This window comes from Pantoea sp. LS15, assembly GCF_012241585.1.
Classification (GTDB): domain Bacteria; phylum Pseudomonadota; class Gammaproteobacteria; order Enterobacterales; family Enterobacteriaceae; genus Enterobacter.
In genome coordinates, this window is sequence record NZ_JAAVXA010000002.1 from 297,430 (window position 1) to 321,833 (window position 24,404).

Annotated in this window: 21 protein-coding genes; 11 read left to right on the forward strand and 10 right to left on the reverse strand. The window is 56.0% G+C overall.

Annotation, left to right across the window (positions count from 1 at the left end; genetic code table 11):
- Positions 1-75: 75 nt before the first annotated feature.
- Genes menD through menE form a run of 5 tightly spaced genes read left to right on the forward strand, consistent with a single transcriptional unit; the run spans position 76 to position 5,696 of the window.
- Entirely contained in the window at positions 76-1,746 is a 1,671-nt protein-coding gene (gene menD / locus HED65_RS04880) for a 2-succinyl-5-enolpyruvyl-6-hydroxy-3-cyclohexene-1-carboxylic-acid synthase (protein ID WP_114977653.1), read from the forward strand.
- A complete protein-coding gene (menH, locus tag HED65_RS04885) occupies positions 1,743-2,519 on the forward strand; it encodes a 2-succinyl-6-hydroxy-2,4-cyclohexadiene-1-carboxylate synthase (protein WP_114977654.1) in 777 nt (258 codons plus the stop codon). Before menD ends, menH begins: the two co-directional genes overlap by 4 nt.
- Positions 2,516-3,373 carry a 1,4-dihydroxy-2-naphthoyl-CoA synthase gene (gene menB / locus HED65_RS04890; protein WP_080328564.1) on the forward strand — a complete coding sequence of 286 codons (858 nt, stop codon included), beginning with the start codon at positions 2,516-2,518 and terminating at the stop codon, positions 3,371-3,373. The genes menH and menB overlap by 4 nt, the downstream gene beginning before the upstream one ends.
- Positions 3,373-4,338: an o-succinylbenzoate synthase gene (gene menC, locus HED65_RS04895; RefSeq protein WP_114977655.1), complete on the forward strand. Its 966-nt coding sequence runs from the start codon at positions 3,373-3,375 to the stop codon at positions 4,336-4,338. Before menB ends, menC begins: the two co-directional genes overlap by 1 nt.
- The gene (menE, locus tag HED65_RS04900; protein WP_114977656.1) at positions 4,335-5,696 is read left to right on the forward strand and encodes an o-succinylbenzoate--CoA ligase; all 1,362 of its coding nucleotides are present in this window, start codon (positions 4,335-4,337) and stop codon (positions 5,694-5,696) included. Before menC ends, menE begins: the two co-directional genes overlap by 4 nt.
- Here menE and HED65_RS04905 read toward each other — a convergent pair whose 3' ends face one another.
- From HED65_RS04905 to HED65_RS04915, 3 genes are read right to left on the reverse strand one after another with little or no spacing between them, the layout of a single operon-like run.
- Positions 5,697-7,211: a tripartite tricarboxylate transporter permease gene (locus HED65_RS04905; RefSeq protein WP_114977657.1), complete on the reverse strand. Its 1,515-nt coding sequence runs from the start codon at positions 7,209-7,211 to the stop codon at positions 5,697-5,699.
- Between the two features lie 11 nt (positions 7,212-7,222).
- Positions 7,223-7,654, reverse strand: a complete 432-nt coding sequence (locus HED65_RS04910; protein WP_114977658.1) for a tripartite tricarboxylate transporter TctB family protein — start codon at positions 7,652-7,654, stop codon at positions 7,223-7,225.
- 11 nt (positions 7,655-7,665) lie between these two features.
- The gene (locus HED65_RS04915; RefSeq protein WP_114977659.1) at positions 7,666-8,646 is read right to left on the reverse strand and encodes a Bug family tripartite tricarboxylate transporter substrate binding protein; all 981 of its coding nucleotides are present in this window, start codon (positions 8,644-8,646) and stop codon (positions 7,666-7,668) included.
- Positions 8,647-8,786: 140 nt separating this feature from the next.
- Between HED65_RS04915 and tctD the strand changes: the two genes are divergently transcribed.
- From tctD to HED65_RS04935, 4 genes are all read left to right on the forward strand, one after another.
- Positions 8,787-9,461 carry a transcriptional regulator TctD gene (tctD, locus tag HED65_RS04920; protein ID WP_114977660.1) on the forward strand — a complete coding sequence of 225 codons (675 nt, stop codon included), beginning with the start codon at positions 8,787-8,789 and terminating at the stop codon, positions 9,459-9,461.
- Complete coding sequence (locus HED65_RS04925; protein ID WP_114977661.1) at positions 9,448-10,857, forward strand: sensor histidine kinase; 1,410 nt, start codon at positions 9,448-9,450, stop codon at positions 10,855-10,857. The genes tctD and HED65_RS04925 overlap by 14 nt, the downstream gene beginning before the upstream one ends.
- A 127-nt stretch (positions 10,858-10,984) precedes the next feature.
- Complete coding sequence (locus HED65_RS04930) at positions 10,985-11,524, forward strand: YfaZ family outer membrane protein (RefSeq protein WP_114977662.1); 540 nt, start codon at positions 10,985-10,987, stop codon at positions 11,522-11,524.
- Between the two features lie 93 nt (positions 11,525-11,617).
- Complete coding sequence (locus tag HED65_RS04935) at positions 11,618-12,817, forward strand: nicotinamide mononucleotide deamidase-related protein YfaY (protein WP_114977663.1); 1,200 nt, start codon at positions 11,618-11,620, stop codon at positions 12,815-12,817.
- 33 nt (positions 12,818-12,850) lie between these two features.
- Here HED65_RS04935 and glpC read toward each other — a convergent pair whose 3' ends face one another.
- From glpC to glpA, 3 genes are read right to left on the reverse strand one after another with little or no spacing between them, the layout of a single operon-like run.
- Complete coding sequence (gene glpC / locus HED65_RS04940; protein ID WP_114977664.1) at positions 12,851-14,041, reverse strand: anaerobic glycerol-3-phosphate dehydrogenase subunit GlpC; 1,191 nt, start codon at positions 14,039-14,041, stop codon at positions 12,851-12,853.
- Positions 14,038-15,255 carry a glycerol-3-phosphate dehydrogenase subunit GlpB gene (gene glpB / locus HED65_RS04945; protein WP_114977665.1) on the reverse strand — a complete coding sequence of 406 codons (1,218 nt, stop codon included), beginning with the start codon at positions 15,253-15,255 and terminating at the stop codon, positions 14,038-14,040. The genes glpC and glpB overlap by 4 nt, the downstream gene beginning before the upstream one ends.
- Positions 15,245-16,873: an anaerobic glycerol-3-phosphate dehydrogenase subunit A gene (gene glpA / locus HED65_RS04950; protein WP_114977666.1), complete on the reverse strand. Its 1,629-nt coding sequence runs from the start codon at positions 16,871-16,873 to the stop codon at positions 15,245-15,247. Before glpA ends, glpB begins: the two co-directional genes overlap by 11 nt.
- A 256-nt stretch (positions 16,874-17,129) precedes the next feature.
- Between glpA and glpT the strand changes: the two genes are divergently transcribed.
- Both glpT and glpQ read left to right on the forward strand, forming a co-directional pair.
- Positions 17,130-18,482: a glycerol-3-phosphate transporter gene (glpT, locus tag HED65_RS04955; protein WP_008500232.1), complete on the forward strand. Its 1,353-nt coding sequence runs from the start codon at positions 17,130-17,132 to the stop codon at positions 18,480-18,482.
- A gap of 11 nt (positions 18,483-18,493) precedes the next feature.
- Positions 18,494-19,546 (forward strand): glycerophosphodiester phosphodiesterase, encoded by a 1,053-nt coding sequence (glpQ, locus tag HED65_RS04960; RefSeq protein ID WP_114977667.1) that lies wholly within the window; start codon positions 18,494-18,496, stop codon positions 19,544-19,546.
- Between the two features lie 24 nt (positions 19,547-19,570).
- Here glpQ and yfaE read toward each other — a convergent pair whose 3' ends face one another.
- The 4 genes from yfaE to ubiG all read right to left on the reverse strand — a co-directional run bounded on the left by yfaE (position 19,571) and on the right by ubiG (position 24,368).
- The gene (gene yfaE / locus HED65_RS04965) at positions 19,571-19,825 is read right to left on the reverse strand and encodes a class I ribonucleotide reductase maintenance protein YfaE (protein ID WP_114977668.1); all 255 of its coding nucleotides are present in this window, start codon (positions 19,823-19,825) and stop codon (positions 19,571-19,573) included.
- On the reverse strand, positions 19,825-20,955 hold the full coding sequence (gene nrdB / locus HED65_RS04970; RefSeq protein WP_114977669.1) for a class Ia ribonucleoside-diphosphate reductase subunit beta: 1,131 nt from the start codon (positions 20,953-20,955) through the stop codon (positions 19,825-19,827). The genes yfaE and nrdB overlap by 1 nt, the downstream gene beginning before the upstream one ends.
- Positions 20,956-21,006: 51 nt before the next feature.
- A complete protein-coding gene (gene nrdA, locus HED65_RS04975) occupies positions 21,007-23,292 on the reverse strand; it encodes a class 1a ribonucleoside-diphosphate reductase subunit alpha (RefSeq protein WP_114977670.1) in 2,286 nt (761 codons plus the stop codon).
- A 347-nt stretch (positions 23,293-23,639) separates the two neighbouring features.
- Positions 23,640-24,368, reverse strand: a complete 729-nt coding sequence (gene ubiG, locus HED65_RS04980) for a bifunctional 2-polyprenyl-6-hydroxyphenol methylase/3-demethylubiquinol 3-O-methyltransferase UbiG (protein WP_114977671.1) — start codon at positions 24,366-24,368, stop codon at positions 23,640-23,642.
- Between the last annotated feature and the right edge of the window lie 36 nt (positions 24,369-24,404).

The following is a 24,404-nucleotide window of genomic DNA, read 5'->3' on the forward strand; positions in this document are numbered from 1 at the left end:
ATTCCCGATTCATATCAAAATTCCAAATTTTTCTATTATTTATACTGTGTCGTATTCTTGATTCCGGACAATCTCATGTCAGTAAGTTCTTTTAACCGGCGCTGGGCGGCGGTGATCCTTGAAGCCCTGACGCGCCATGGCGTCAGGCACGTGTGTATTGCGCCGGGTTCTCGCTCAACGCCGCTGACACTGGCGGCCGCTGAAAACCGGGCTTTCATTCACCATACCCATTTTGATGAACGTGGTCTTGGCCATCTGGCACTGGGGCTGGCGAAGGTCAGCAAAGAGCCTGTAGCGGTGATTGTCACCTCCGGTACTGCCGTGGCGAACCTCTATCCGGCACTGATTGAAGCCGGTTTAACCGGTGAAAAACTGATCCTGCTGACGGCCGACCGCCCACCTGAGCTTATCGACTGTGGCGCCAATCAGGCTATTCGTCAGCCGGGACTCTTTTCCTCGCATCCTTCGCAGACAATCTCGTTGCCTCGTCCCACGCAGGATATCCCGGCAAGCTGGCTGGTATCCACCGTCGATCACGCCATGGAGACATTGCGCAGTGGGGCGTTGCATATCAACTGCCCGTTTGCCGAACCCTTGTACGGCGAACTGGACAACACCGGTCTTGAGTGGCAGCACGCCCTCGGTGATTGGTGGGAAAGCGAAAAACCGTGGCTGAGTGAGCAGACACAGCTTGAGAGTGCTAAACAACGCGACTGGTTCTTCTGGCGGCAAAAACGCGGCGTGGTTATCGCCGGGCGCATGAGCGCTGCCGAAGGCAAATTGGTTGCTGAATGGGCGCAAACACTTGGCTGGCCGCTGATTGGTGACGTGCTCTCCCAGACCGGTCAGCCGCTACCTTGTGCCGATCTCTGGTTGGGGAATGCGAAAGCCGTCACTGAGCTTTCACAGGCGCAGATTGTTGTCCAGCTTGGTTCAAGTTTAACCGGTAAGCGATTACTGCAATGGCAAGCAACGTGCACCCCGGAAGAATACTGGCTGGTGGATCCGCTGGAAGGACGGCTCGACCCGGCACACCATCGCGGGCGTCGTCTGGTCAGCAGTATCGACACCTGGCTTACGCTCCATCCGGCGGAAAAACGCAAGCCCTGGGCCGTTGAAATACCGGAGCTTTCGCGTCAGGCGTGGGAGCTCACCAAAGCGCACTGTGAAGCATTGAGTGAAGCCGGGCTGGCGCACCGTATTCGCCAGTATCTGCCTGAGCAGGGACAACTGTTTGTCGGGAATAGCCTCGTTGTACGCCTGATTGACGCGTTTTCGAAGCTGCCTGCGGGTTACCCGGTTTACAGCAACCGTGGTGCGAGCGGCATTGATGGGCTGATCTCAACGGCAGCTGGCGTGCAGCGTGCCAGCGCGAAATCGACGCTGGCAATCGTGGGCGATCTCTCCGCACTCTACGATCTCAACGCGCTGGCGCTGCTACGACAGGCGTCGGCCCCGTTTGTGCTGATAGTGGTCAACAACAACGGTGGGCAGATCTTCTCTCTCTTGCCAACGCCGCAAAGCGAGCGTGAGCGCTTTTACCTGATGCCGCAGAATGTCCAGTTTGAACACGCCGCGGCGATGTTCAGCCTGAAATACCATCGCCCGGAAAACTGGGAACAGCTTGATATGGCGCTGAGCAACGCCTGGAAACAGCCGGGAGCAACGCTGATTGAGCTGGTGGTGAATGATGCTGACGGCGCGAAGATGCTGCAAAGCCTGCTGGCACAGGTGAGCCAGCTGTGATCCTCTCGGGTGTGCAAAAGGCTGGAAATCCAGGTTATCCCTGGCTGGTCTTTTTGCACGGTTTCTCCGGGGATTGCCACGAGTGGCTGGTGGTTGGCGAGAAACTCAGCAATTATCCCCGGCTGTACCTGGATCTTCCGGGGCACGGTGGATCCGGGAATATTGGCGTGACCGGGTTTAACGAGATGAGCACAATGCTCACCCGAACCTTGCTTAGTTACAACATACTTAACTTCTGGCTTATCGGGTACTCCCTCGGCGGCCGCATTGCGATGTTCCATGCCTGCCAGCAGCCACAGGGGCTGCAGGGGGTGATTGTGGAAGGTGGGCATCCGGGTCTGCAGGATGACGAAGAGCGCAACACGCGGCGGGTATCTGATCACCGCTGGGCACTGCGTTTTCGTACTGAACCGCTGGATAAAGTCTTTACTGACTGGTATCAACAGCCCGTCTTTGCCTCCCTGACGGATAGCCAGCGTAAAGCGCTGATTACTTTGCGCAGCCTGAACAATGGCCTGAATCTGGCGATGATGCTGGAGGCGACGTCGCTGGCCGTGCAGCCTGATTTGCGTGCCGCGCTCAGCGCCCGCAATTTCCCATTTGAATATTTATATGGTGAACATGATGAGAAGTTTGCGGCCCTTGCCGCGGAACTGAACGCCGTTCGCCATGCAATTCCCAACGCCGGACACAACGCCCACCGGGAAAACCCGGGTGCAGTTGCTGCGTGTCTGGCTCAGATACTGCGTCTTCGAATAAAGGACTCTCTATGATCTATCCTGATGAACACATGCTCTATGCTCCGGTTGAATGGCAAGACTGCTCCGAAGGTTATACCGATATCCGTTACCACAAATCCGCAGACGGCATTGCCAAAATCACCATCAACCGTCCACAGGTGCGTAACGCCTTTCGTCCGCTGACCGTGAAAGAGATGATCCAGGCGCTGGCAGATGCGCGCTATGACGACAACATCGGTGTGATTGTTCTGACCGGCGAAGGTGACAAAGCGTTTTGCTCCGGTGGCGATCAGAAAGTGCGCGGTGACTACGGCGGATACCAGGATGATGCGGGTACACACCATCTGAACGTGCTCGATTTCCAGCGTCAAATCCGTACCTGTCCAAAACCGGTCGTGGCGATGGTGGCAGGCTATTCCATCGGTGGCGGTCATGTGCTGCACATGATGTGCGATCTGACTATTGCCGCAGAGAACGCGATCTTCGGTCAGACTGGTCCAAAAGTGGGTTCTTTCGACGGTGGTTGGGGTGCCTCTTACATGGCGCGCATTGTCGGGCAGAAAAAAGCCCGCGAAATCTGGTTCCTGTGCCGTCAGTACAATGCTCAGGAAGCGCTGGACATGGGGCTGGTCAACACAGTCGTACCGATTGCCGATCTCGAAAAAGAGACCGTGCGTTGGTGTCGTGAAATGCTGCAAAACAGCCCAATGGCACTGCGCTGCCTGAAAGCAGCCCTGAACGCTGACTGTGACGGTCAGGCGGGTCTGCAGGAGCTGGCGGGCAACGCCACGATGCTGTTCTACATGACCGAAGAGGGTCAGGAAGGGCGCAACGCGTTTAACGAAAAACGCCAGCCAGATTTCAGCAAATACAAACGGAACCCGTAATGCGTCGCGCGCAGGTTTACCGCTGGCAGATACCGATGGACGCGGGTGTGGTACTGCGTGAACGGCGGTTAAAAACCCGTGACGGCTTCTTCGTTCATCTGCAGCAGGGTGAGCGGGAAGGCTGGGGGGAGATTTCACCTCTGCCAGGCTTTAGCCTTGAGTCGCTGGATGACGCGCAGTCTGCAATACTTGCGTGGGCCGGAGAGTGGCGTGATGGGGCAGATCCGGCGTTGCCGGACGTTCCTTCCGTGGCTTTTGGCATTAGCTGTGCGCTGGCTGAGCTCGACGGTAGTTTGCCTCAAGAGGCTAATTACCGCGCGGCACCGCTTTGCACCGGCGATCCGGACGAACTGTTCGCCCTGCTTTCCGCTATGCCCGGTGAGAAAGTGGCGAAAATCAAAGTTGGCCTGTACGAAGCGGTGCGAGATGGAATGGTCGCTAACCTCCTGCTGGAAGCGATCCCGGATCTGCATCTGCGTCTGGATGCTAACCGCGCGTGGACGCCACTTAAGGCGCAGCAATTCGCGAAGTACGTCAATCCGGCTTACCGCAGTCGCATTGCCTTCCTGGAAGAACCGTGTAAAACCCGCGATGATTCGCGTGCGTTTGCCCGGGAAACGGGGATTGCTATCGCCTGGGATGAAAGCCTGCGCGAAGCGGATTTCGAATTTGTCGCCGAGCCCGGCGTCAGCGCGGTAGTGATTAAGCCAACGTTGACTGGCACTCTGGCGAAAGTGCGTGAGCAGGTCGCAGCAGCACATGCGTTGGGGTTGACGGCGGTGATCAGCTCCTCCATAGAAACCAGCCTTGGGTTGACCCAACTGGCACGCATCTCTGCCTGGTTAACGCCAGACACGATCCCGGGTCTCGACACGCTAAACCTGATGCAGGCTCAGCTTATTCGCCAATGGCCGGACAGTTCGCTGCCGTGTCTTGATATTGAGGCGCTGGAGCCATTGCTATGAGTTTTACCGACTGGCCCTGGCGGCACTGGTGTGCGCAGGCTGCCGATAAGCCGGCGCTGAGGCTGAACGATGAGGTGCTTACCTGGCAACAGCTATGTGCACGTGTCGACCGCCTTGCGGCAGGTTTTCAGCAGCAGGGCGTCGGAGAGGGCGACGGTGTGCTGCTGCTGGCCCATAATCATCCGCAAACCTTGATGGCGTGGTTGGCACTGCTCCAGTGCGGGGCACGTATTCTTCCCGTTAACCCGCAGTTGCCGCGTCATCTGCTGGAGGTGTTGTTTCCGCAGATGACACTGCGCTTTGCGCTGGTGTTGAATGGCACCTACGATGGTCTTCCTGCCCTGAACATGCGCGAGCACGCTGGTGAATATCGTGTTACGTGGCAGCCCACACGGCTGGCCTCCATGACGCTGACCTCCGGCTCTACCGGGCTGCCTAAGGCTGCGGTTCATACCTGCGCCGCCCATCTTGCCAGTGCGCGAGGCGTCCTGTCACTTATGCCCTACGGTGATGACGATGACTGGCTACTTTCGCTACCGCTGTTTCATGTTTCCGGTCAGGGAATTTTATGGCGCTGGTTGCTGACCGGGGCACGTTTAACCGTTCGCGAAAAGCAGCCGCTTGAGCAGGCACTGCAGGGCTGTACCCACGCATCTCTGGTACCGACACAGCTCTGGCGTCTGCTTAACACTCAGCAACATATTGCGCTGAAAGCCGTTCTGCTCGGTGGAGCGGCAATTCCTGTTGAACTGACAGAGGAAGCACGAAAACAGGGCGTTCGCACCTTCTGTGGCTATGGCCTGACGGAGTTTGCTTCAACTGTCTGTGCGAAAGAGGCTGACGGCGAGCCGGATGTAGGCCGTGTGTTGCCGGGCAGAGAAGTGCAGGTGGTTGATGGTGAAGTCTGGATCAAAGCGCAAAGCATGGCCTCAGGCTACTGGCGTGACGGGGCGTTGATCCCGCTGACGAATGAGCAGGGCTGGTTCGCTACCCGCGATCGCGGTGAATGGCATGATGACCGGCTGACAATTCTGGGGCGTATGGACAACCTCTTTTTTAGCGGTGGAGAAGGGATCCAGCCTGAAAGTCTTGAACGGGTTATCGCCCGTCATCCGCAAATTAACCAGGTGTTTATCGTCCCGCTGGACGATGCTGAGTTTGGGCAGCGCCCGGTGGCAGTGGTGGAGTGCAAACCGGGAACGGATATTACCCATTTCCCTAACTGGGTACAGGACAAACTGGCTCGCTTTGAGCAGCCAGCTCACTGGCTGGTGTTGCCGACAGCGCTAAAAAATGGCGGGATTAAGATCTCCCGCCAGGCGTTGAAACAGTGGGTCACGACGTTGTTAAAAGGATAATCAACCGATATCCGACGCAGGTTTACGCTGGCGGCGACGCAGCAGGCGTAATACCGGTGGTACGACAATGACCATGATAGCCATCGCTAACAGGACCTTCGCCACGCTGCTGCCCCACAGGATGGACATATTGCCATTACTGATGGACAGGGCGCGGCGCAGGTTCTGCTCCAGCATCTCTCCCAGCACAAAGCCTAAAATCAGCGGCGACATCGGGAAGTGCATTTTACGTAAGATGTAGCCGAACACCCCCAGTACCACCATCAGAATCAGGTCGAAGGTGGTGCTGTGTACCGCATACACCCCAACCGCCGAGACGGCCGCAATGGCAGGTACCAGGAACCAAAGCGGGATCGTCAGCATGCGGGTGAAGAGCCCAATCAGCGGGATATTCATCACCAGCAACATCACGTTGGCGATCAACAGCGCTGCAATCAGCCCCCAGACGATGTCAGGCTGCTCGGTAAACATGGCCGGCCCCGGAGTGATGTTATAGAGCGTCAGAGCCCCCATCATCACCGCCGTGGTACCGGAGCCGGGAACACCGAGCGTCAGCATGGGAATAAACGAGCCGCAGGCCGAAGCGTTATTGGCTGCCTCAGGCGCAGCAACGCCGCGAATATCCCCTTTGCCGAAGCTGTCGCTGTTGCCACTGAGCTTTTTCTCGGTCATGTAGGTAATGGCGCTGGCAATCGTGGCACCGGCCCCCGGCAGAATACCGACAAAGAAGCCAATTACTGAGGAGCGCAGCGTGGTGCCGATACACTGTGCACCTTCTTTGGCACTAAAGAGCATGCGGCCGGTTTTACGCACCAGCGTCTGTCCGCTGCTGGTATGTTCCAGCATCAGTAAGATCTCAGAGACAGAGAACAGGCCAATAACGACCACGATAAACTGCACGCCGTCGGACAGGTGAACACTATCGAAGGTAAAGCGATACACCCCGGTGTTGGCATCCACGCCGACAGTGGCTAACCCTAAGCCAATCAGCGCAGACAAAAACGACTTCAGCGGATTTTGCGCCATCATGCTGCCGAGGCAGGCGATAGCAAACACCATCAGGGCAAAATATTCTGCCGGGCCAAACGCCAGCGACCATTGCGCCAGTGCAGGGGCGAACAGAATGATGCCGCCAATGGCAATCAGCGAGCCAAAGAACGAACTGACCGCAGAGATAGAAAGCGCCACACCACCGCGCCCTTGTCGCGCCATCGGGTAACCATCCAGTGCGGTCATAATCGCCGCAGCATCTCCGGGCACGTTGAGCAATATTGACGAAATACGTCCGCCATATTCGCAGCCAATATAGACCGTCGCGAGCAGGATCAGTGCTGATTCCGCAGGTAAATGAAGGGCAAATGCCAGCGGGAGTAAAATGGCTACACCGTTGATCGGCCCAAGACCAGGAAGCAGGCCGACAATGGTCCCGACGAAGCAGCCGATCAGGGCGATCACCAGGTTTTCCGGGGTCATCGCCACGGCGAACCCCTGTGAGAGATAAATCCAGGTATCCATAGCGTGCTCCGTTAATTAAGCCATGCACCGAGGGGTAACGTCACGTCCAGCAGGCGGTCAAAGGCGTACCACAGTAAAATCCCCATCACGGCGCCTGAGATCCCCGCAGCGGGGAGGGTGGCGTTGAACAGCATGCCAATCACCATTGTCAGGATGGCGGTGGCAACCGGGAAACCGAGCCACTCAAAACCCCAGGCATACATCAGCAGCACTATTACCATCACCAGCAGACGTTGAAGAATGCGGCGTGGTGGCCACTCCACCGTATCCGGGTGGCGGAGCAGCAGGGCCACTGAGCAGAGTAGCATCAGGCCGACAATGCCCATTGGAAAAGGGCGTGGCCCCACGGGTTCATAACTGTATTCGCTGTGGATCTGCCAGGCGACGAACAGTCCGCCAATGCAGAGCAGCAGCCATATTCCGGCAAAAATACGATCGCTCATATCCCCTCCGGTTATTTGGCAAGGCCAAAGGCTTTCGCCTGTTCGCGATAGTCATTGACCTGTTTTTTGACATACTCGTCCAGCGGTTTACCTGTCAGGTTGAACTCAAACAGTCCGCGCAGATCGCGCTGCTTTTTAAACTCTTCGGTCTGCTGGAGTTTGTTGAAGCTTTCGACCCACCACTGATATTCCGCGTCGGTCACTTTTGGCCCGACGAAGAATCCACGGATAATCGGCCAGACCAGGTTATAACCCTGTTCTTTGGCGGTTGGGACGTTCGCCAGCTGCCCCGGCAGACGGTTTTCGGAGAAGACCGCCAGCACGCGAATTTTATCCCCGCTCAGATACGGCACCATTTCGCTGAGATCACCGGAAACCGCCTGAACGTGATTCCCCATCAGCGCCGTGACCGGCTCACCGCCACCTTCAAAGGCCACGTAACGCATCTTGTGCGGATCCACTTTGGCCTGCTGCGCCAGCAGGGCGGCTTTCATCCAGTCCTGGCTGCCGATAGACGCACCTGCGCCAATTACCACGCTGTTTGGATCTTTTTCCATGGCGGTCAGCAGATCTTTCAGGGATTTCCATGGGGAGTCCGCGCGCACGGCAATCATGCCGTAGTCGGTACCGACGGTGGCCAGCCAGCGCACATCATCCACGCCGTAGCGGCCAAATTTACCCTGAGACAAATTCAGCAGTGAGCCACCAGAGAAGGCCACCACCGTGCCCGCTTCCGCAGGACGTTGCGCCACGATGGCGTTATAAGCCACAGCGCCCACACCGCCAGGCATGTAGGTCACGCGCATCGGTTTCTCGATGGCCTTTGTCTCCAGCAGACTGACCTGAATCAGTTTACAGGTGAGATCAAAGCCGCCGCCCGGCTTGGCTGGTGCGATGCACTCGGTGCGGGATGGCGCATCCTGCGCCTGAACGACAGAGGCACTCATCATCAACACGCTTACAGCAAGGGTCGAAAGTAATTGTTTTTTCATTGTTTATCCTCACGCCGGGGTACGGGTATCGGTTTTTTTCTGATTATGTGAACCACCTTGTAGCGGTTCCGTTGCGTGATTGTTAAAACAATAACCTTTCATTTCCCTTTCAATGGGACACCAACTTTACAGGATGTGACATGCGTCTCTTACTGGCGGAAGATAACCGTGAGCTGGCTCACTGGCTGGAGAAGGCGCTGGTGCAGGAAGGCTTTGCCGTGGACTGCGTCTCCGACGGGCGTGCCGCCGACCATCTGCTGCAGAGTGAAAACTACGCGGTTGCTATTCTGGATATCGGCATGCCCGGCTTTGATGGTCTCGAAGTGGTCCACCGCCTCAGAAAGCGGGGGCAGACGCTACCAGTCCTGTTCCTCACCGCGCGCAGCAATGTGGCGGACCGGGTAAAGGGCCTGAACGCCGGGGCGGATGACTATCTGCCAAAACCGTTTGAGCTGGAGGAGCTTGACGCTCGACTACGCGCTCTGCTGCGCAGAAGCGAGGGGCGCACCCAGGAGCGTCAGCGTCTGGGGGAGCTGGAGTATGATGATGAGGGCTTTTTTCTGCTGCGCGATGAGCCGCTTTCGCTCACTCCGCGTGAACTTTCGCTGCTGAAGGTGCTAATGCTTCGCCGAACCCGTCCTGTCTCACGGCAGCAGCTTTTCGACCAGGTGTTCAGTCTGAACGATGATGTCAGCCCGGAGAGCATCGATCTCTACATCCATCGTCTGCGCAAAAAGCTGAGCGGCAGCGGCGTGCGGGTAACGACCCTGCGGGGACTCGGTTATGTGCTGGAGAGCGGTGATGAAGTGGGCTAAACCGCAGTCGCTTTACCTGCAACTCTTGCTTTTTCTCGGTCTGCCACTGCTGTTACTGTGGGGGCTCTCAGCCTTTAACAGCTATGTCAGCGCATTGCAGGCGGCTACGCAGGCTTACGACCGCACGCTGTTGTCCTCTGCCCGCACCATATCGGAACGGCTGGTCGTTCATGACGGTAAGCTGGGGGTAAATGTGCCCTGGGTGGTTCTCGACAGCTTTGAACTCAATATGAACGATCGGCTCTACTATAAAGTGGTCGACCCTGACGGACGGGTGATCTCAGGTTATGACGATCTGCCGAAGATGCCGCCAGCGACATCACGTACTACGCTCTACCCGGCACTGGCATGGTTTTACCATACCGAATATCGTGGGCAGGCGATTCGGGTGGCGCGTCTGCTGCAGCCCGTCAATGAAGGTAATATCATGGGTATGGCCGAGATTTACGTCGCGGAGACGCTCCAGTCCCGCCGTTATCTTGCCAGCCAGTTGCTTTTTTCATCATGGGTTTCCCAGGGGCTGCTGGTGCTGCTGACCCTGGTGCTAACTGCGTGGATGTTGCGTCGCGTACTGCGCCCGATGCGCCAGCTTTCGTCGCTGATGGTACGCCGTGAGCCGGGCTTGCTCACGCCGCTACCGGAATTATTACCCTGGTCTGAGACCCGGCTGTTGATCGTGGCCTTTAACCGCTATATCGACAGGCTGCGTGGTGTGCTTTCGCGTCAGGAACGCTTCAATGCGGATGCTTCGCATCAGCTCAAAACCCCGTTGGCGGTACTCAAAACCCAGGTCTCTGTCGCCTTGACTCGCCAGGATCCTGCGCTGTGGCAGGAGAGTCTGCGGGCGATGAATGCGACTCTGGATGACACTATTGTACTCACAGAGCGGTTGTTACAGCTTTCGGCAGTGAAACGTAAAGAGCAGGGGGAGCGTCATTTTACGCCTGTGGATTTGGTGCAGGTGGTACAAAGTTGCTGTTTCTCACGGCTGGCCCAGGCGCGCAGCAAGGCGATCGATCTGGGTTATGAGGGTGTACAACAGGCGGTAATGGTTGAAGGCGATGAGGTTCTGCTGGGAGAACTGTGTGCCAATCTGCTGGAGAACGCGATTAAATATACCCCGTCGGGAGGGATGGTGACCGTTTCCCTGCGAATAGATGCGGGCACCGTTGAGCTGAGCGTGGAAGACAGTGGCCCCGGTATTGAAGAGGATCAGATCCACCAGGCGATGCTGCCGTTCCATCGGCTGGATAATGTCGGAGAGGCTGCCGGGTCCGGGATCGGTCTGGCGCTGGTGAGCGATATCGCCCGGCTGCACCGCAGCCCCCTTCAACTAACCCGCAGCGAAACATTAGGCGGACTGAGCGTAAAAATGCGCTTTCCGCTGCTCACGTAAAAAAACCGCGGTATTAATTCGTTACAATCTACCTGTCCGCCGCACGCAGAGTGCTTGATCCCCGGGAGACTCCGGTTAAAATCTCGCGTTTTTGGGACTTCTCTATAAATTGTGCGGGATCACGACAATGAAAAAAGTGGCATTACTGGGCTTCGGCCTGATGGTTGTTTCTGCGGCGGCAAACGCCATTAGCATTAACGGCTCGGCGGGTGAGGATTACACCCACCTGGGCTTTGGCGTAGGCACCGAGACGTCCGGTCTGGCAATGACCGGTGGCTGGACGCATAACGATGACGACGGCGACGCAGCCAGCCTTGGCCTGGGTCTGAACATTCCTCTTGGTCCATTCCTGGCCACTGTCGGCGGTAAAGGTATTTATACCAACCCGAATGACGGTGATGAAGGTTACGCGGCCGCGGTGGGTGGTGGCCTGCAGTGGAAAATTGGCGACAGCTTCGGTCTGTTTGGTGAGTATTACTATTCCCCGGACTCGCTCTCCAGCGGTATTGAAAGCTATGAAGAAGCCAACGCCGGCGCGCGCTGGACCATCATGCGTCCAATTACCATCGAAGCAGGCTATCGCTATCTGAACCTGGCTGGTAAAGACGGCAACCGCGACAACGCGCTGGCCGACGGCCCGTACGTGGGCGTCAGCGCAGGTTTCTAATCACTCCGGTGCGGCATTCTGTCGCGCCAGTTTCTCTCTTCTCCATCCCGCGTTTGCGTTATAGTGTTTTGACTATTTAAGCGGGAGAACATAATGATTAACGTGGAGATGTTATCCACCGGCGACGAAGTGCTGCATGGACAGATTATCGACACCAATGCTGCCTGGCTTGCCGATCTTTTCTTTGAGCAAGGATTACCGTTAACGCGACGCAACACGGTGGGCGACAATCTTGAGTCACTGGTCAATATCCTGCGTGAGCGCAGCGAACAGTGTGACGTGCTGATTGTGAATGGCGGACTTGGCCCCACCAGTGACGATCTCAGCGCACTGGCCGCCGCCACAGCAAAAGGTGAAGGGCTGGTATTGCATGAGGCGTGGTTGGCGCAGATGGAACGCTTTTTCTCCGAACGCGGCCGTGTCATGGCACCCAGCAACCGCAAACAAGCTGAAATTCCCGCCAGCGCTGAGTTGGTTGATAACCCGGTCGGCACCGCATGTGGATTTGCCATGCAACTGAACCGCTGTCTGATGTTCTTCACGCCAGGCGTACCCTCAGAATTCAAAGTGATGGTTGAGCAGCAGATCCTGCCGCGCCTTCGCGACCGTTTTACCCTGCCTGAACCCCCGATTTGCCTACGGTTGACTACTTTTGGCCGCTCTGAAAGCGATCTGGCCCAGAGTCTTGATCACCTTCAACTGCCGCCAGACGTATCAATGGGGTATCGGTCCTCCATGCCGATCATTGAACTCAAGCTGACGGGGCCTGCAGAGCAGAAAGCGGCGATGCTGGCACTCTGGCCTGAGGTGCAGCGTGTGGCGGGTGAAAGCCTGATCTTTGAAGGAACGGAGGGGCTGCCTGCACAAATTGCGAAGCATCTGCAGTCTCGCCAGTTGAGTGTGACCTTAAGCGAGCAATTCACCGGCGGCCTGCTGGCGCTGCAGTTATCGCGCGTCAATGCACCGTTGCTGGCCAGCGAAGTGGTACCGTTCCAGCAGGAGACGCTGGCACAGACTGCCCGTTGGGCTTCTGAGCGTAGGGTGAAACATTTTGCCGGGCTGGCACTGTTTGTCGGTGGGCTGGATGAGGAATACCTTAACTTTGCGCTGGCGACACCGGAAGGCACGTATGCCCTGAGGGTAAAAATGAGTATCACCCGACACAGTCTGGCGATACGGCAGGAAGTTTGCGCCATGATGGCGCTGAACATGCTACGCCGCTGGTTGAATGGCAAAGAGGTTGCCAGCGAGCACGGCTGGATAAACGTTGTCGAGTCGCTGTTCGTTGAGTAAAACGTTGGCCGGGGCTTCTCGCCCCGGTCATGTTCAGCCCAGAGCCTTCGCCAGTAAGGTGATGGGATGTTCACAGCGCTTGCTGGTGGACATCTCTATTTGCCACTTGCAGGTTTCGCAGTCGGTTACCACAATATCCGCGCCGCTTTCCTCAATCTGACGGAACAGTGGGGCGCCAATCGCCTGTGACGTTTCGTAGTTTTCACTTTTGAAACCGTAGGTTCCCGCAATACCGCAGCAGCGGGAATCCAGCACCGTCAGCTCAAGCCCTGGAATTAAGCGTAGCAGTTCAAGCGTATAGAGCGACCAGCCCATTTTTTCCATGTGGCAGGGCGTGTGATACACCACTTTCAGCGGCAATTTCCCCAGCGGTAACGTCTGCCCGCTATCCAGTTTGCGCCACAGGAAGCGTGTTGCCAGTTCAATGTGCTCACGCAGCCCGGTGTTATCCACGTCCAGCAGATGCGGGTACTCATCGCGCAGGGTGAAGGTACAGGTAGACGAGGTGGCCAGCACCGGAATCCCCTTGTCGACGATGGCTTCACGCAGTGAGGTGACATTGCTTTTGGCCTGCTTGCGCGCTTTATCCGTAAATCCGTTAGCGATCAGTGGTACGCCGCAGCATTTTTCCTTACTGAGCAACTGAACGCCCGTCCCCATCGCATTCAGCACTTTAAGCAGATCTTTACCCAGTTGCGGGTGGTTGTAATTCACATAGCAGCCATGGAAGAACGCCACCTGTTCGGCATACTGCGCCTGTTGCGCCGCGACGGATTTATACCAGCGACGGAAGGTACCGTGAGAATATTTCGGCAGGCTGCGGTGATGGTCTATTTTAAGCGTCGTATCCAGCAACTGGCGCACCGGTTTGAGCGCGGTAGCGGCATTCACCAGCGGGGCGAACGGTGTCGAGATGCTCCCCATTAAATCGGTGTGACTCAGAATGGCATCCCGCAATGATGGCTTTTGCGTGCTATAACGCGCCCGGGCGCGCTGGATAATGTCGCCAATGTTGACATCCGACGGGCAGGCAACTTCACAGCGTTTGCAGTTGATGCAGTACTTCAGTGCCTCATCATACAACTTGCCGTCTTTCAGTCGCAGACGCTCACCGTCTGGCCCGGCCTGTTTCGGACCAGGATAGCGTGGATTTACGCCGCTGACCGGGCAGACGGTAGTACACACTGTGCATTTAATGCAGCTTTCGAAACGGGTATCGTTCATTGTTCAGCCTCCATGCGCTGGCTAATCTGCTCGGCCACATACAGCGCCGTGACGGCGCAGACCCCGCCACCGCAGCCCTGGGCTATAGGATCATATCCGCCAAGAAGCGAGCCGATAGCAAAGAGATTCCTGACAGACTTACCCGAAAGTTGCGGGTGCAGGTGGTTATCGACAATGACGCCGAACTGTTGCCAGGGTTGTGGCGTGAAGAAATCACTCTGATACCAGTCCGCGCGGGAGGCGCTTTGCCGGACATCCAGCCCCATTATTGCCTCGCGGATGCCGTCCCGACTGCTCAACAGCCCGTTACTGAAGAAACTGCCGCTTGCCAGCACCGTAAAGCGGGCGCGAAGCGGAATATCATCGTGGTTGCGCGTCCATATTTCGCTCACTTCCCCGTCAGTCAGGGTGATTTTTTTCACCTCATCACCCGCCATCCAGACGCCACCCTGCGCAACAAATTTGCGCTGGAGCTGGGTATGCAGGCGAATACCGGGAACCGAAGGGGGAAGCGTCGGCAGTAAACCGAGTGTGCAGGGCAGTCGATCGGACAGCCAGCGCCAGAGTCGATTGTCGTTTAAGCCAAAGCAGGCGGGCATAAACAGCGCATCGCACCCTTCTGCAAGCGGTTTGAGCGCCTCATACAGCAGCGGCCATCTCTCTTCATTATCGAGAAAACGGGCAATATTCACCGCGCGAAACTCGCTTGGGTTGTCGCGCAGGACATCAAGCTCAGGCAGCTCTATTTCTGCCGTTTCAGCGTTTACCCCCTGGCGACAAAGTGATGCCGCCGCGAGATGGGGCTGAAAATCCAGAAAACCGCTAATACCCACCACCCGCACACGCGCTGAGTTGAACGGTGCGACGGGCACCTCCTCCGGGCTGAGCCAGGCGGAGCGTAGGGTGCCGAGTGGTGTAACGCGCTGATGATTTTGCCTGGCGCTTCCCTGCAGACGTGCGCCGCAATCTCCCAATAACGCTTCGGTTTCCAGGGCAAAGCGATCAATATGCTGCGCGCCAGTCAGGTGATAAGGATGCTCTGGCGGAAGTTTTTCTCGGTACGTTTCGTCCACCAGATCCAGCGAGCCCGACGAGAAGTGCAGAGCGCTCTGGCCCCGGGTGATAATGGCGCAGCGTAGCCCCTGCTTCGTGAGTTTGATGCCACAGAGCAGACCCGCCAACCCGCCGCCGACGATCACGGTATCAAATTTCATCGTGTTGCTCCTTCTCAAGTCCGCAAAGCCCCTGGTAGACCCAGCGGGTAAATTCACTTTCACGCAGAGCATCGCCCCAGGCGACAGGCTGAATGCCTTTCCAGCGCTCATTTAAAAAAGCACTGAGTTGATCGAGCGACTGGGTCGCGGTGGTGGTATGAAAGCGTTGCAATAACCCGGCGGCACGGCAGGCACACAATTCACCCTGACACGTGCCCATTCCAACCCGGGTGCGGCGGCGGAGGTCGAGCAGAGAATTGACGGTCAGATTTTCCACCGCATACTGTACTTCTCCCGCGGTTACGGCTTCGCACTCGCAGACCAGGCTGCGACTAAGGCGGCCTTCACCCAGCCAGACCGGCGTCCTGTCACCATGACGATAGATAGCCGAACCGCGCAGGGGAGCGGGCAGGGAGATAATTTTTTGCAATGTCTTCTCGGTAGACTGGCGTGAGCCGGGCAGGGGTTGTTCTGCCGTTTTGCACGGCTCGGTATTGCCCAGTTTGCGGCAGACGGCATCGGTTGCCCATTCGGCCATCAGACGATAGGTCATCAGTTTGCCACCTGTGATGGTAATAAACCCTTCCATGCCGTCGCGTTCAGCGTGATCGAGCAGCACAATGCCCCTGCTGACGTTGCGCCCGCTTGGGTCGTTATCACTGGCAACCAACGGACGCACACCCGCGTAGGCGCGCAGGATACGGGTCTGCGCCATCACCGGAGCCAGTTTTTCCCCTTCGCGCAGCAGAATATCCACCTCTTCGGCGGTTACACGGTTGTAATCAATCTCGCTGTAGTCCACGTGGGTTGAGGTGGTACCGATTAACGAAATGGTATCGCCCGGAACCAGAATATCGGCATCAGACGGTTTGCGGCAGCGGTTGATCACATGGTTATTGATGCGATGGTCGAGGATCAGCAGCGAGCCTTTTGCCGGAAACATGCGAACAGACAAGTCGGCATACTCCGCAATCCGCTGCCCCCAGATCCCCGCCGCGTTGACGACCACGGAAGCATACAGTTCGCTGTGTTCGTTATATTGCGTATTAAAAAGCCGCACGCCACAGACGCGGTTCCCTTCCCGGATAAGCCCGGTCACTTCATGCCCGGTCAGGATGCGTGCGCTATGTTCGCGGGCATCAAGCATGTTGGCGGCCGTGAGGCGGAAGGGATCAACCGTGCCATCTGGCACTTTTACCGCCCCTGTCAGGATCGGGTTGACGGAGGGCTCAATGCGCCGCGCCAGGTCCGGGTCAATGGCCTCGGCCTGAATCCCCGCCGCGCGACAGGCGGTAATAAAGGTAGCCTGAAAGGCGAGATCGTCTTCGGGAAGCGTGATAAACAAGCCGTCTGTTGGTTCAATGCAGTGCCGAGCAATCCGCCGCAGGATCTGGTTTTCGGCAATACATTCACGAGCCGATTCGCCATCGGTAACGGCGTAGCGGGCACCGCTGTGAAGCAGGCCATGATTGCGCCCGGTGGCACCTGTCGCAATATCATGGCGCTCCAGAAGCGTGACGCTCAACCCTCTGAGTGCGCAATCACGTGCGATGCCGGCACCGGTCGCACCACCGCCAATGATAATCACATCGCTGTAGCGTGGATCGTGAATTGTCATTGTCATCCCTCTGTGTTCGTTTTTTTACCATTTAGCCACATGAAAACTATGGTTTGTTTGATTTCGAACACAAACGAGCGAAATTCGAAAGTGAAACGTGATTTCATGCGCTTTTTTGCGCATTCTGTCATATTTCTGTAACAATCTGTGCGTTGATTCACAGTAACAATCACCGTGATTTCTTAACATCGCCGCCTCTCTGGAGTATGGGGCAGTAAAACCCCTGTAAATTCAATACCTGGCCACGGAGGCTGTCATGCTCAGTATCTTCAAACCCGCGCCGCATCGTGCGCGTCTGCCTGAGGCAGAAATTGATCCGCTATACCGTCGTCTGCGTTGGCAAATTTTCCTGGGGATCTTCTTCGGGTACGCGGCGTACTACCTGGTGCGTAAAAACTTCGCTCTCGCCATGCCTTATCTGGTGGAGCAGGGTTTTTCGCGTGGTGATTTGGGGTTCGCGCTGTCGGGAATTTCCATTGCCTACGGTTTTTCCAAATTCATCATGGGTTCCGTGTCAGATCGCTCGAATCCGCGTGTGTTTCTGCCAGCCGGTCTGATCCTGGCGGCAGCGGTGATGTTGTTTATGGGCTTTGTGCCGTGGGCAACCTCCAGTATTGCCATCATGTTCGTGCTGCTGTTCCTCTGTGGCTGGTTCCAGGGGATGGGATGGCCGCCATGCGGACGCACCATGGTGCACTGGTGGTCGCAGAAGGAACGTGGCGGCATCGTGTCAGTGTGGAACTGTGCGCATAACGTGGGGGGCGGTATTCCACCGCTGCTGTTCCTGTTGGGGATGGCCTGGTTCAACGACTGGCACGCGGCGCTCTATATGCCTGCCTTTGGCGCTATTCTGGTGGCGATTATTGCCTTCGCCCTGATGCGCGATACACCGCAATCCTGTGGTCTGCCGCCGATCGAAGAGTACAAAAACGACTACCCGGATGATTACAGCGAGAAGCACGAAGAAGAGCTGACTGCGAAACAGATTTTCATGAAGTACGTGCTGCCAAACAAACTGCTGTGGTACATCGCGGTGGCGAACGTGTTCGTTTACCTGTTGCGCTACGGCATTCTGGACTGGTCTCCGACCTACCTGAAAGAGGTGAAGCACTTCGCGCTGGATAAATCCTCCTGGGCTTACTTCCTGTACGAATATGCGGGGATCCCGGGCACGCTGATTTGCGGCTGGATGTCGGACAAGGTGTTTAAAGGCAACCGTGGCGCAACGGGCGTCTTCTTTATGACCCTGGTGACCATCGCCACCGTAGTGTACTGGCTTAACCCGCCGGGCAACCCGGGTGTGGACATGGCTTGTATGATTGTCATCGGCTTCCTGATTTACGGCCCGGTAATGCTGATTGGTCTGCACGCCCTGGAACTGGCGCCGAAAAAAGCGGCGGGCACGGCGGCGGGCTTTACCGGTCTGTTTGGCTACCTCGGCGGTTCGGTCGCGGCAAGCGCCATTGTGGGCTATACCGTTGACTTCTTCGGCTGGGACGGCGGTTTTATGGTGATGATTGGCGGTAGCGTGCTGGCGGTTCTGCTGCTGATTGTTGTGATGATCGGCGAAAAACGTCACCACGCTGAAGTGCTGGCGCGTCGTCAATAAGGAGCATTGCGATGAAATTAACTCAGTTAGCCACCGGTCTGCTGCTAGCCGGTTTGATGACAGGCTCCGCGCTGGCGGCAGATAAAATCGTTATTGCCCACCGCGGCGCAAGCGGCTATCTGCCGGAGCATACGCTCCCGGCAAAAGCGATGGCCTATGCGCAGGGCGCGGATTACCTGGAGCAGGATCTGGTGATGACGAAGGACGACCAGTTGGTCGTTCTGCATGACCACTATCTTGACCGCGTGACGGACGTGGCGGAGCGTTTCCCGGACCGTGCCCGCAAAGATGGCCGTTTCTACGCCATTGATTTCTCGCTGGCGGAAATTCGCTCGCTGAAATTTACCGAAGGCTTTGAGATCGAAAACGGCAAGAAGGTGCAGGTCTATCCGGGACGCTTCCCGATGGGCAAATCTGACTTCCGGATCCATACCTTCCAGGAAGAGATTGAGTTTGTTCAGGGGCTGAACCACTCAACCGGTAAAAACATCGGCATCTACCCGGAAATCAAAGCGCCGTGGTTCCACCACCAGGAAGGGAAAGACATTGCGGCCAAAACGCTGGACGTACTGAAGCAGTACGGATACACCAGCAAAAAGGACAAGGTGTATCTGCAGTGTTTTGACGCCGCTGAGTTGAAGCGCATCAAAACCGAACTGGAGCCGAAGAGGGGGATGGATCTCAATCTGGTACAGCTGATTGCCTATACCGACTGGAACGAAACCCAGGAGAAGCAACCGGACGGGAAGTGGGTGAACTACAATTACGACTGGATGTTTAAGCCGGGTGCGATGAAGCAGATAGCGCAGTACGCCGATGGCATCGGGCCGGATTATCACATGCTGGTGGCGGAAGGCTCAACGCCGGGGCACGTGAAGTTGACGGCGATGGTGAAAGAGGCGCATGCCAGCAAGATGCAGGTCCATCCGTACACGGTGCGTGCAGACCAGTTGCCACCGTATGCCACGGACGTGAATCAGCTTTACGACGTGCTGTATAACCAGGCGGGTGTGGACGGACTGTTTACGGATTTCCCGGATAAAGCGGTGACGTTCTTAAAATAGAAAAAGGGCCGTAAGGCCCTTTTTTTACATCTCGATCTCGATATCGCCTTTTGCCCGGCAGCAGCAGGGCAAAATTTCCCCTTCACTGATAAAGGCCAGCGGCTCGGTCAGCCAGTCCACCTGGCCGGTCACCAGACGGCAGCGACAGGAGCCGCAATAACCTTCACGACACTGATACTCAACCTCCACCTGGTTCGCCTCAAGCGCCACCAGCAGAGAAGGGTGCTCTTCCTGACACAGCACTTCGGTGCCAGAAAGACGTAGCGTTACGCGTGTCATCAGAGCTGGAAGTTGCTCAGGTCGTCAGTATCAACTTCGGAGTCAATCTGACCGACCAGGTAAGAACTCACTTCCACTTCCTGCGGCGCAACCTGCACGTTATCGGATACCAGCCAGGTGTTGATCCATGGGATTGGGTTGGAGCGCGTCTGGAACGGCAGATCGAGACCGACAGCCTGCATACGGATGTTGGTGATGTACTCAACATACTGGCACAGAATGTCTTTGTTCAGGCCAATCATGGAGCCGTCGCGGAACAGGTAATCTGCCCACTCTTTCTCCTGCTGAGCCGCCAGCACGAACAGGTCATAGCACTCCTGTTTGCACTCTTCGGCGATTTCCGCCATTTCCGGGTCGTCCACGCCGCTGCGCAGCAAGTTCAGCATGTGCTGGGTGCCGGTCAGGTGCAGGGCTTCGTCACGGGCGATCAGACGGATGATTTTGGCATTACCTTCCATCAACTTGCGTTCGGCAAAGGCGAAAGAGCAGGCAAAGCTCACGTAGAAGCGAATGGCTTCCAGCGCGTTGACGCTCATCAGGCACAGATACAGCTGTTTTTTCAGCGCACGCAGGTTCACGGTAACGGTTTTGCCGTTCACGTTATGGGGGCCTTCGCCAAGCAGATGCCAGTAACTGGTCATCTCGATCAGCTCGTCGTAGTAGTGAGCAATGCCTTCTGCGCGCTTCTGGATCTGCTCGTTGGTGACGATATCGTCAAACACCACCGCTGGATCGTTAACGATATTGCGGATGATATGGGTGTAAGAACGGGAGTGGATCGTCTCAGAGAACGCCCAGGTTTCCACCCAGGTTTCCAGTTCCGGAATGGAGATCAGCGGCAGCAGAGCCACGTTCGGGCTGCGGCCCTGAATGGAGTCCAGCAGTGTCTGGTACTTCAGGTTGCTGATGAAGATATGCTTCTCATGCTCCGGCAGCGCCTGGAAATCAATGCGATCGCGGGAAACATCAACCTCTTCCGGGCGCCAGAAGAAGGAGAGTTGCTTTTCAATCAGCTTTTCGAAGATGTCATATTTTTGCTGATCGTAGCGTGCCACGTTGACTGGCTGGCCGAAGAACATCGGCTCTTTGAGCTGGTCGTTTTTCGTCTGTGAAAAGGTGGTGTATGCCATGAATTGGAGTCCTGTCTTACGAAATAAAGGCGGGGAAATCCCCGCCCTTTATTAGATCTTACATGCGCCGCTTTCGCAGCCATCGTCCTGAATTGACGGTACAAGGTCGTCCTGCGCGTCTTCTGCACCATCACGGGTGTTGTGATAGTACAGGGTTTTCACGCCAAATTTATAGGCAGTGAGCAGGTCTTTCAGCAGTTGCTGCATCGGTACCTTACCTGACGGGAAGCGCGTTGGGTCGTAGTTGGTGTTTGCAGAGATCGACTGGTCGATAAACTTCTGCATGATCCCAACCAGTTGCAGGTAGCCATCGTTGTTTGGCATTTCCCACAGCAGCTCGTAGTTGTTACCCAGCGTCTCGTAATCCGGCACCACCTGGCGCAGAACACCGTCTTTCGACGCTTTAATGCTGACGTGGCCGCGAGGTGGCTCGATACCGTTGGTGGCGTTAGAGATCTGCGAAGAGGTCTCAGACGGCATCAGGGCAGAGAGCGTAGAGTTACGCAGGCCATAAGTCTTAATGGACTCGCGAAGGCCTTCCCAGTCCAGATGCAACGGCTCGCTGACAATCGCGTCCAGATCTTTCTTGTAGGTATCGATCGGCATAATGCCTTTCGCGTAGGTGGTTTCGTTAAACCACGGGCACGCACCTTGCTCTTTCGCCAGTTCGTTGGACGCTTTCATCAGATAATACTGAATAGCTTCAAACGTCTGGTGGGTCAGGTTATTGGCGCTGCCGTCAGAGTAACGCTTGCCGTTTTTCGCCAGCCAGTAGGCAAAGTTGATCACGCCAATGCCCAGGGTACGACGACCCATTGCACCACGTTTAGCGGCCGGGATTGGGTAATCCTGGTAGTCCAGCAGGGCATCCAGCGCACGAACCGCCAGCACGGCCAGCTCTTCCAGCTCGTCGAGGCTCTTAATCGCACCCAGGTTGAACGCAGACAGCGTACACAGCGCAATTTCACCGTTTTCGTCGTTAACATCGTCCAGCGGCTTGGTCGGCAGGGCGATTTCCAGGCACAGGTTAGACTGGCGCACTGGCGCAACAGCCGGATCAAACGGGCTGTGGGTGTTGCAGTGGTCAACGTTCTGGATGTAGATACGGCCGGTAGAGGCACGTTCCTGCATCATCAGAGAGAACAGATCTACCGCTTTCACACGCTGTTTACGGATGCTGTCGTCTTTCTCATATTTGGTGTACAGACGTTCGAACTCATCCTGATCAGCGAAGAACGCGTCGTACAGGCCAGGGACGTCGGACGGGCTGAACAGGGTGATGTCTTCACCTTTCAGCAGACGGGTGTACATCAGTTTGTTGATCTGTACGCCGTAGTCCATGTGACGCACGCGGTTGCCTTCCACGCCACGGTTGTTTTTCAGTACCAACAGGCTTTCCACTTCCAGGTGCCACATCGGGTAGAACAGGGTTGCTGCACCACCGCGTACGCCGCCCTGAGAGCAGGATTTCACTGCCGTCTGGAAGTGCTTATAGAACGGGATACAGCCGGTGTGGAACGCTTCACCGCCGCGAATTGGGCTGCCCAGGGCGCGAATACGACCGGCGTTGATACCGATACCAGCACGCTGGGAAACGTATTTCACAATGGCGCTGGAGGTGGCGTTGATAGAATCCAGGCTGTCACCACACTCGATCAGTACGCAGGAGCTGAACTGACGGGTAGGGGTGCGCACGCCAGACATGATTGGCGTAGGCAGAGAAATTTTGAACGTTGAAACCGCATCATAGAAACGCTTCACGTATTCCAGACGGGTGTCACGTGGGTAATTAGAGAACAGGCAGGCGGCCACCAGAATATAGAGGAACTGGGCGCTTTCGTAGATCTCACCGGTCACACGGTTTTGAACCAGGTATTTGCCTTCGAGCTGCTTCACCGCCGCGTAGGAGAAGTTCATGTCGCGCCAGTGATCGATAAACCCGTTCATCTGCTCGAACTCTTCTTCCGTATAGTCTTCCAGCAGATGCGTGTCGTATTTGCCCAGCTCAACCATTTTCACTACGTGATCGTAAAGCGCAGGCGGCTCAAACTGGCCGTAGGCTTTTTTGCGCAGGTGGAAAATAGCCAGACGTGCAGCGAGGTACTGATAATCCGGTGCTTCGCGGGAGATCAGATCGGCTGCCGCTTTGATGATGGTTTCGTGGATATCAGACGTTTTGATGCCGTCGTAGAACTGAATGTGAGATTTCAGTTCGACCTGGGAGATAGATACGTTGTTCAGTCCTTCTGCTGCCCAGTCGAGAACTCGATGGATTTTGTCCAGATTGATACGCTCGGTAGTACCGTCGCGCTTTGTCACCAGCAGACTCTGATTCATGTGGGTTTTACCTGTCCGTGAAATAAAAAATATCCCCCGTTTATCCACAGATCCGTCTTGTGACTAACTCTGTGGATAAATACTACATATAGGGGGTTTGCGATAAGAAAAACGCTATATGGTGAGTATTCTAGTATCGATTCTTTTCAGCACAAGGGTTGATTTTGACGTTAAATTGAGGTTGTGAAAGGGTAAAAAAGCGTAAGTCCTCGTACCGTAAGGCCTGGAAGACATGTCAATAATTAAGAAAAAAAATTCAAAATTTGATCGAGTGCTGATTTCTTCAACGAGAGGTCAGAATTGCGCAACATGATGTCGCGCAATCTTTATAAGAATTACAGATGACGTTAGTCGTTTTTGGCGGTTGTATGCAACATATAGTTAACATCCACGCCCGGTGCGAGTTTGAATTTATCGGTCAATGGATTGAAATGCAGACCGGTGATGTGTTGCTCTTTAAGCCACGTCTGGTCAACCCAGCTCAGTAACTCAGCAGGCTTAATGAATTTCTTCACGTCGTGTGTCCCTTTCGGCACCATGCGCAGCACATACTCTGCGCCGACGACGGCCATCAGCCAGGCTTTACCATTACGGTTGATGGTCGAGAAGAAGACTTGTCCACCGGGTTTCACCAGTTTTGCGCAGGCGTGCACCACGGACTGTGGATTGGGAACGTGTTCCAGCATCTCCATGCAGGTCACCACATCGTACTGATGCGCATGTTTGGCCGCGTGTTCTTCCACGGTTTCCTGCACGTATTCCACCTTTATGCCGGACTCAAGTGCATGAAGACGGGCAACCTGTAGCGGTTCAAAGCCCATGTCCAGACCCGTGACAGTCGCCCCTTCGCGCGCCATGCTCTCTGCCAGGATACCGCCACCGCAACCGACATCGAGCACTTTCTTACCGAACAGACCGCCGGAACGCTCCGCGATATAGCCCAGACGCAGCGGGTTAATACGGTGCAGAGGTTTGAACTCACCCTCGAGATCCCACCAGCGGGACGCCACCGCTTCAAATTTGGCAATCTCTTCATGGTCAACGTTGTGAGACACCGGGGATTTTTCGGCATTCATGGGCGCTTTTACTCCTTATTTAGCAAGACGAATGAG

Coding starts and splice junctions, on each gene's coding strand:
- HED65_RS04915 (WP_114977659.1), bottom strand. CDS start 8,646: ATGAAAAAACAATTACTTTCGACCCTTGCTGTAAGCGTGTTGATGATG.
- HED65_RS04930 (WP_114977662.1), top strand. CDS start 10,985: ATGAAAAAAGTGGCATTACTGGGCTTCGGCCTGATGGTTGTTTCTGCG.
- menC (WP_114977655.1), top strand. CDS start 3,373: ATGCGTCGCGCGCAGGTTTACCGCTGGCAGATACCGATGGACGCGGGT.
- nrdB (WP_114977669.1), bottom strand. CDS start 20,955: ATGGCATACACCACCTTTTCACAGACGAAAAACGACCAGCTCAAAGAG.
- glpA (WP_114977666.1), bottom strand. CDS start 16,873: ATGACAATTCACGATCCACGCTACAGCGATGTGATTATCATTGGCGGT.
- menE (WP_114977656.1), top strand. CDS start 4,335: ATGAGTTTTACCGACTGGCCCTGGCGGCACTGGTGTGCGCAGGCTGCC.
- yfaE (WP_114977668.1), bottom strand. CDS start 19,825: ATGACACGCGTAACGCTACGTCTTTCTGGCACCGAAGTGCTGTGTCAG.
- nrdA (WP_114977670.1), bottom strand. CDS start 23,292: ATGAATCAGAGTCTGCTGGTGACAAAGCGCGACGGTACTACCGAGCGT.
- HED65_RS04910 (WP_114977658.1), bottom strand. CDS start 7,654: ATGAGCGATCGTATTTTTGCCGGAATATGGCTGCTGCTCTGCATTGGC.
- glpB (WP_114977665.1), bottom strand. CDS start 15,255: ATGAAATTTGATACCGTGATCGTCGGCGGCGGGTTGGCGGGTCTGCTC.
- menB (WP_080328564.1), top strand. CDS start 2,516: ATGATCTATCCTGATGAACACATGCTCTATGCTCCGGTTGAATGGCAA.
- glpC (WP_114977664.1), bottom strand. CDS start 14,041: ATGAACGATACCCGTTTCGAAAGCTGCATTAAATGCACAGTGTGTACT.
- tctD (WP_114977660.1), top strand. CDS start 8,787: ATGCGTCTCTTACTGGCGGAAGATAACCGTGAGCTGGCTCACTGGCTG.
- ubiG (WP_114977671.1), bottom strand. CDS start 24,368: ATGAATGCCGAAAAATCCCCGGTGTCTCACAACGTTGACCATGAAGAG.
- glpT (WP_008500232.1), top strand. CDS start 17,130: ATGCTCAGTATCTTCAAACCCGCGCCGCATCGTGCGCGTCTGCCTGAG.
- HED65_RS04905 (WP_114977657.1), bottom strand. CDS start 7,211: ATGGATACCTGGATTTATCTCTCACAGGGGTTCGCCGTGGCGATGACC.
- HED65_RS04935 (WP_114977663.1), top strand. CDS start 11,618: ATGATTAACGTGGAGATGTTATCCACCGGCGACGAAGTGCTGCATGGA.
- HED65_RS04925 (WP_114977661.1), top strand. CDS start 9,448: ATGAAGTGGGCTAAACCGCAGTCGCTTTACCTGCAACTCTTGCTTTTT.
- menD (WP_114977653.1), top strand. CDS start 76: ATGTCAGTAAGTTCTTTTAACCGGCGCTGGGCGGCGGTGATCCTTGAA.
- glpQ (WP_114977667.1), top strand. CDS start 18,494: ATGAAATTAACTCAGTTAGCCACCGGTCTGCTGCTAGCCGGTTTGATG.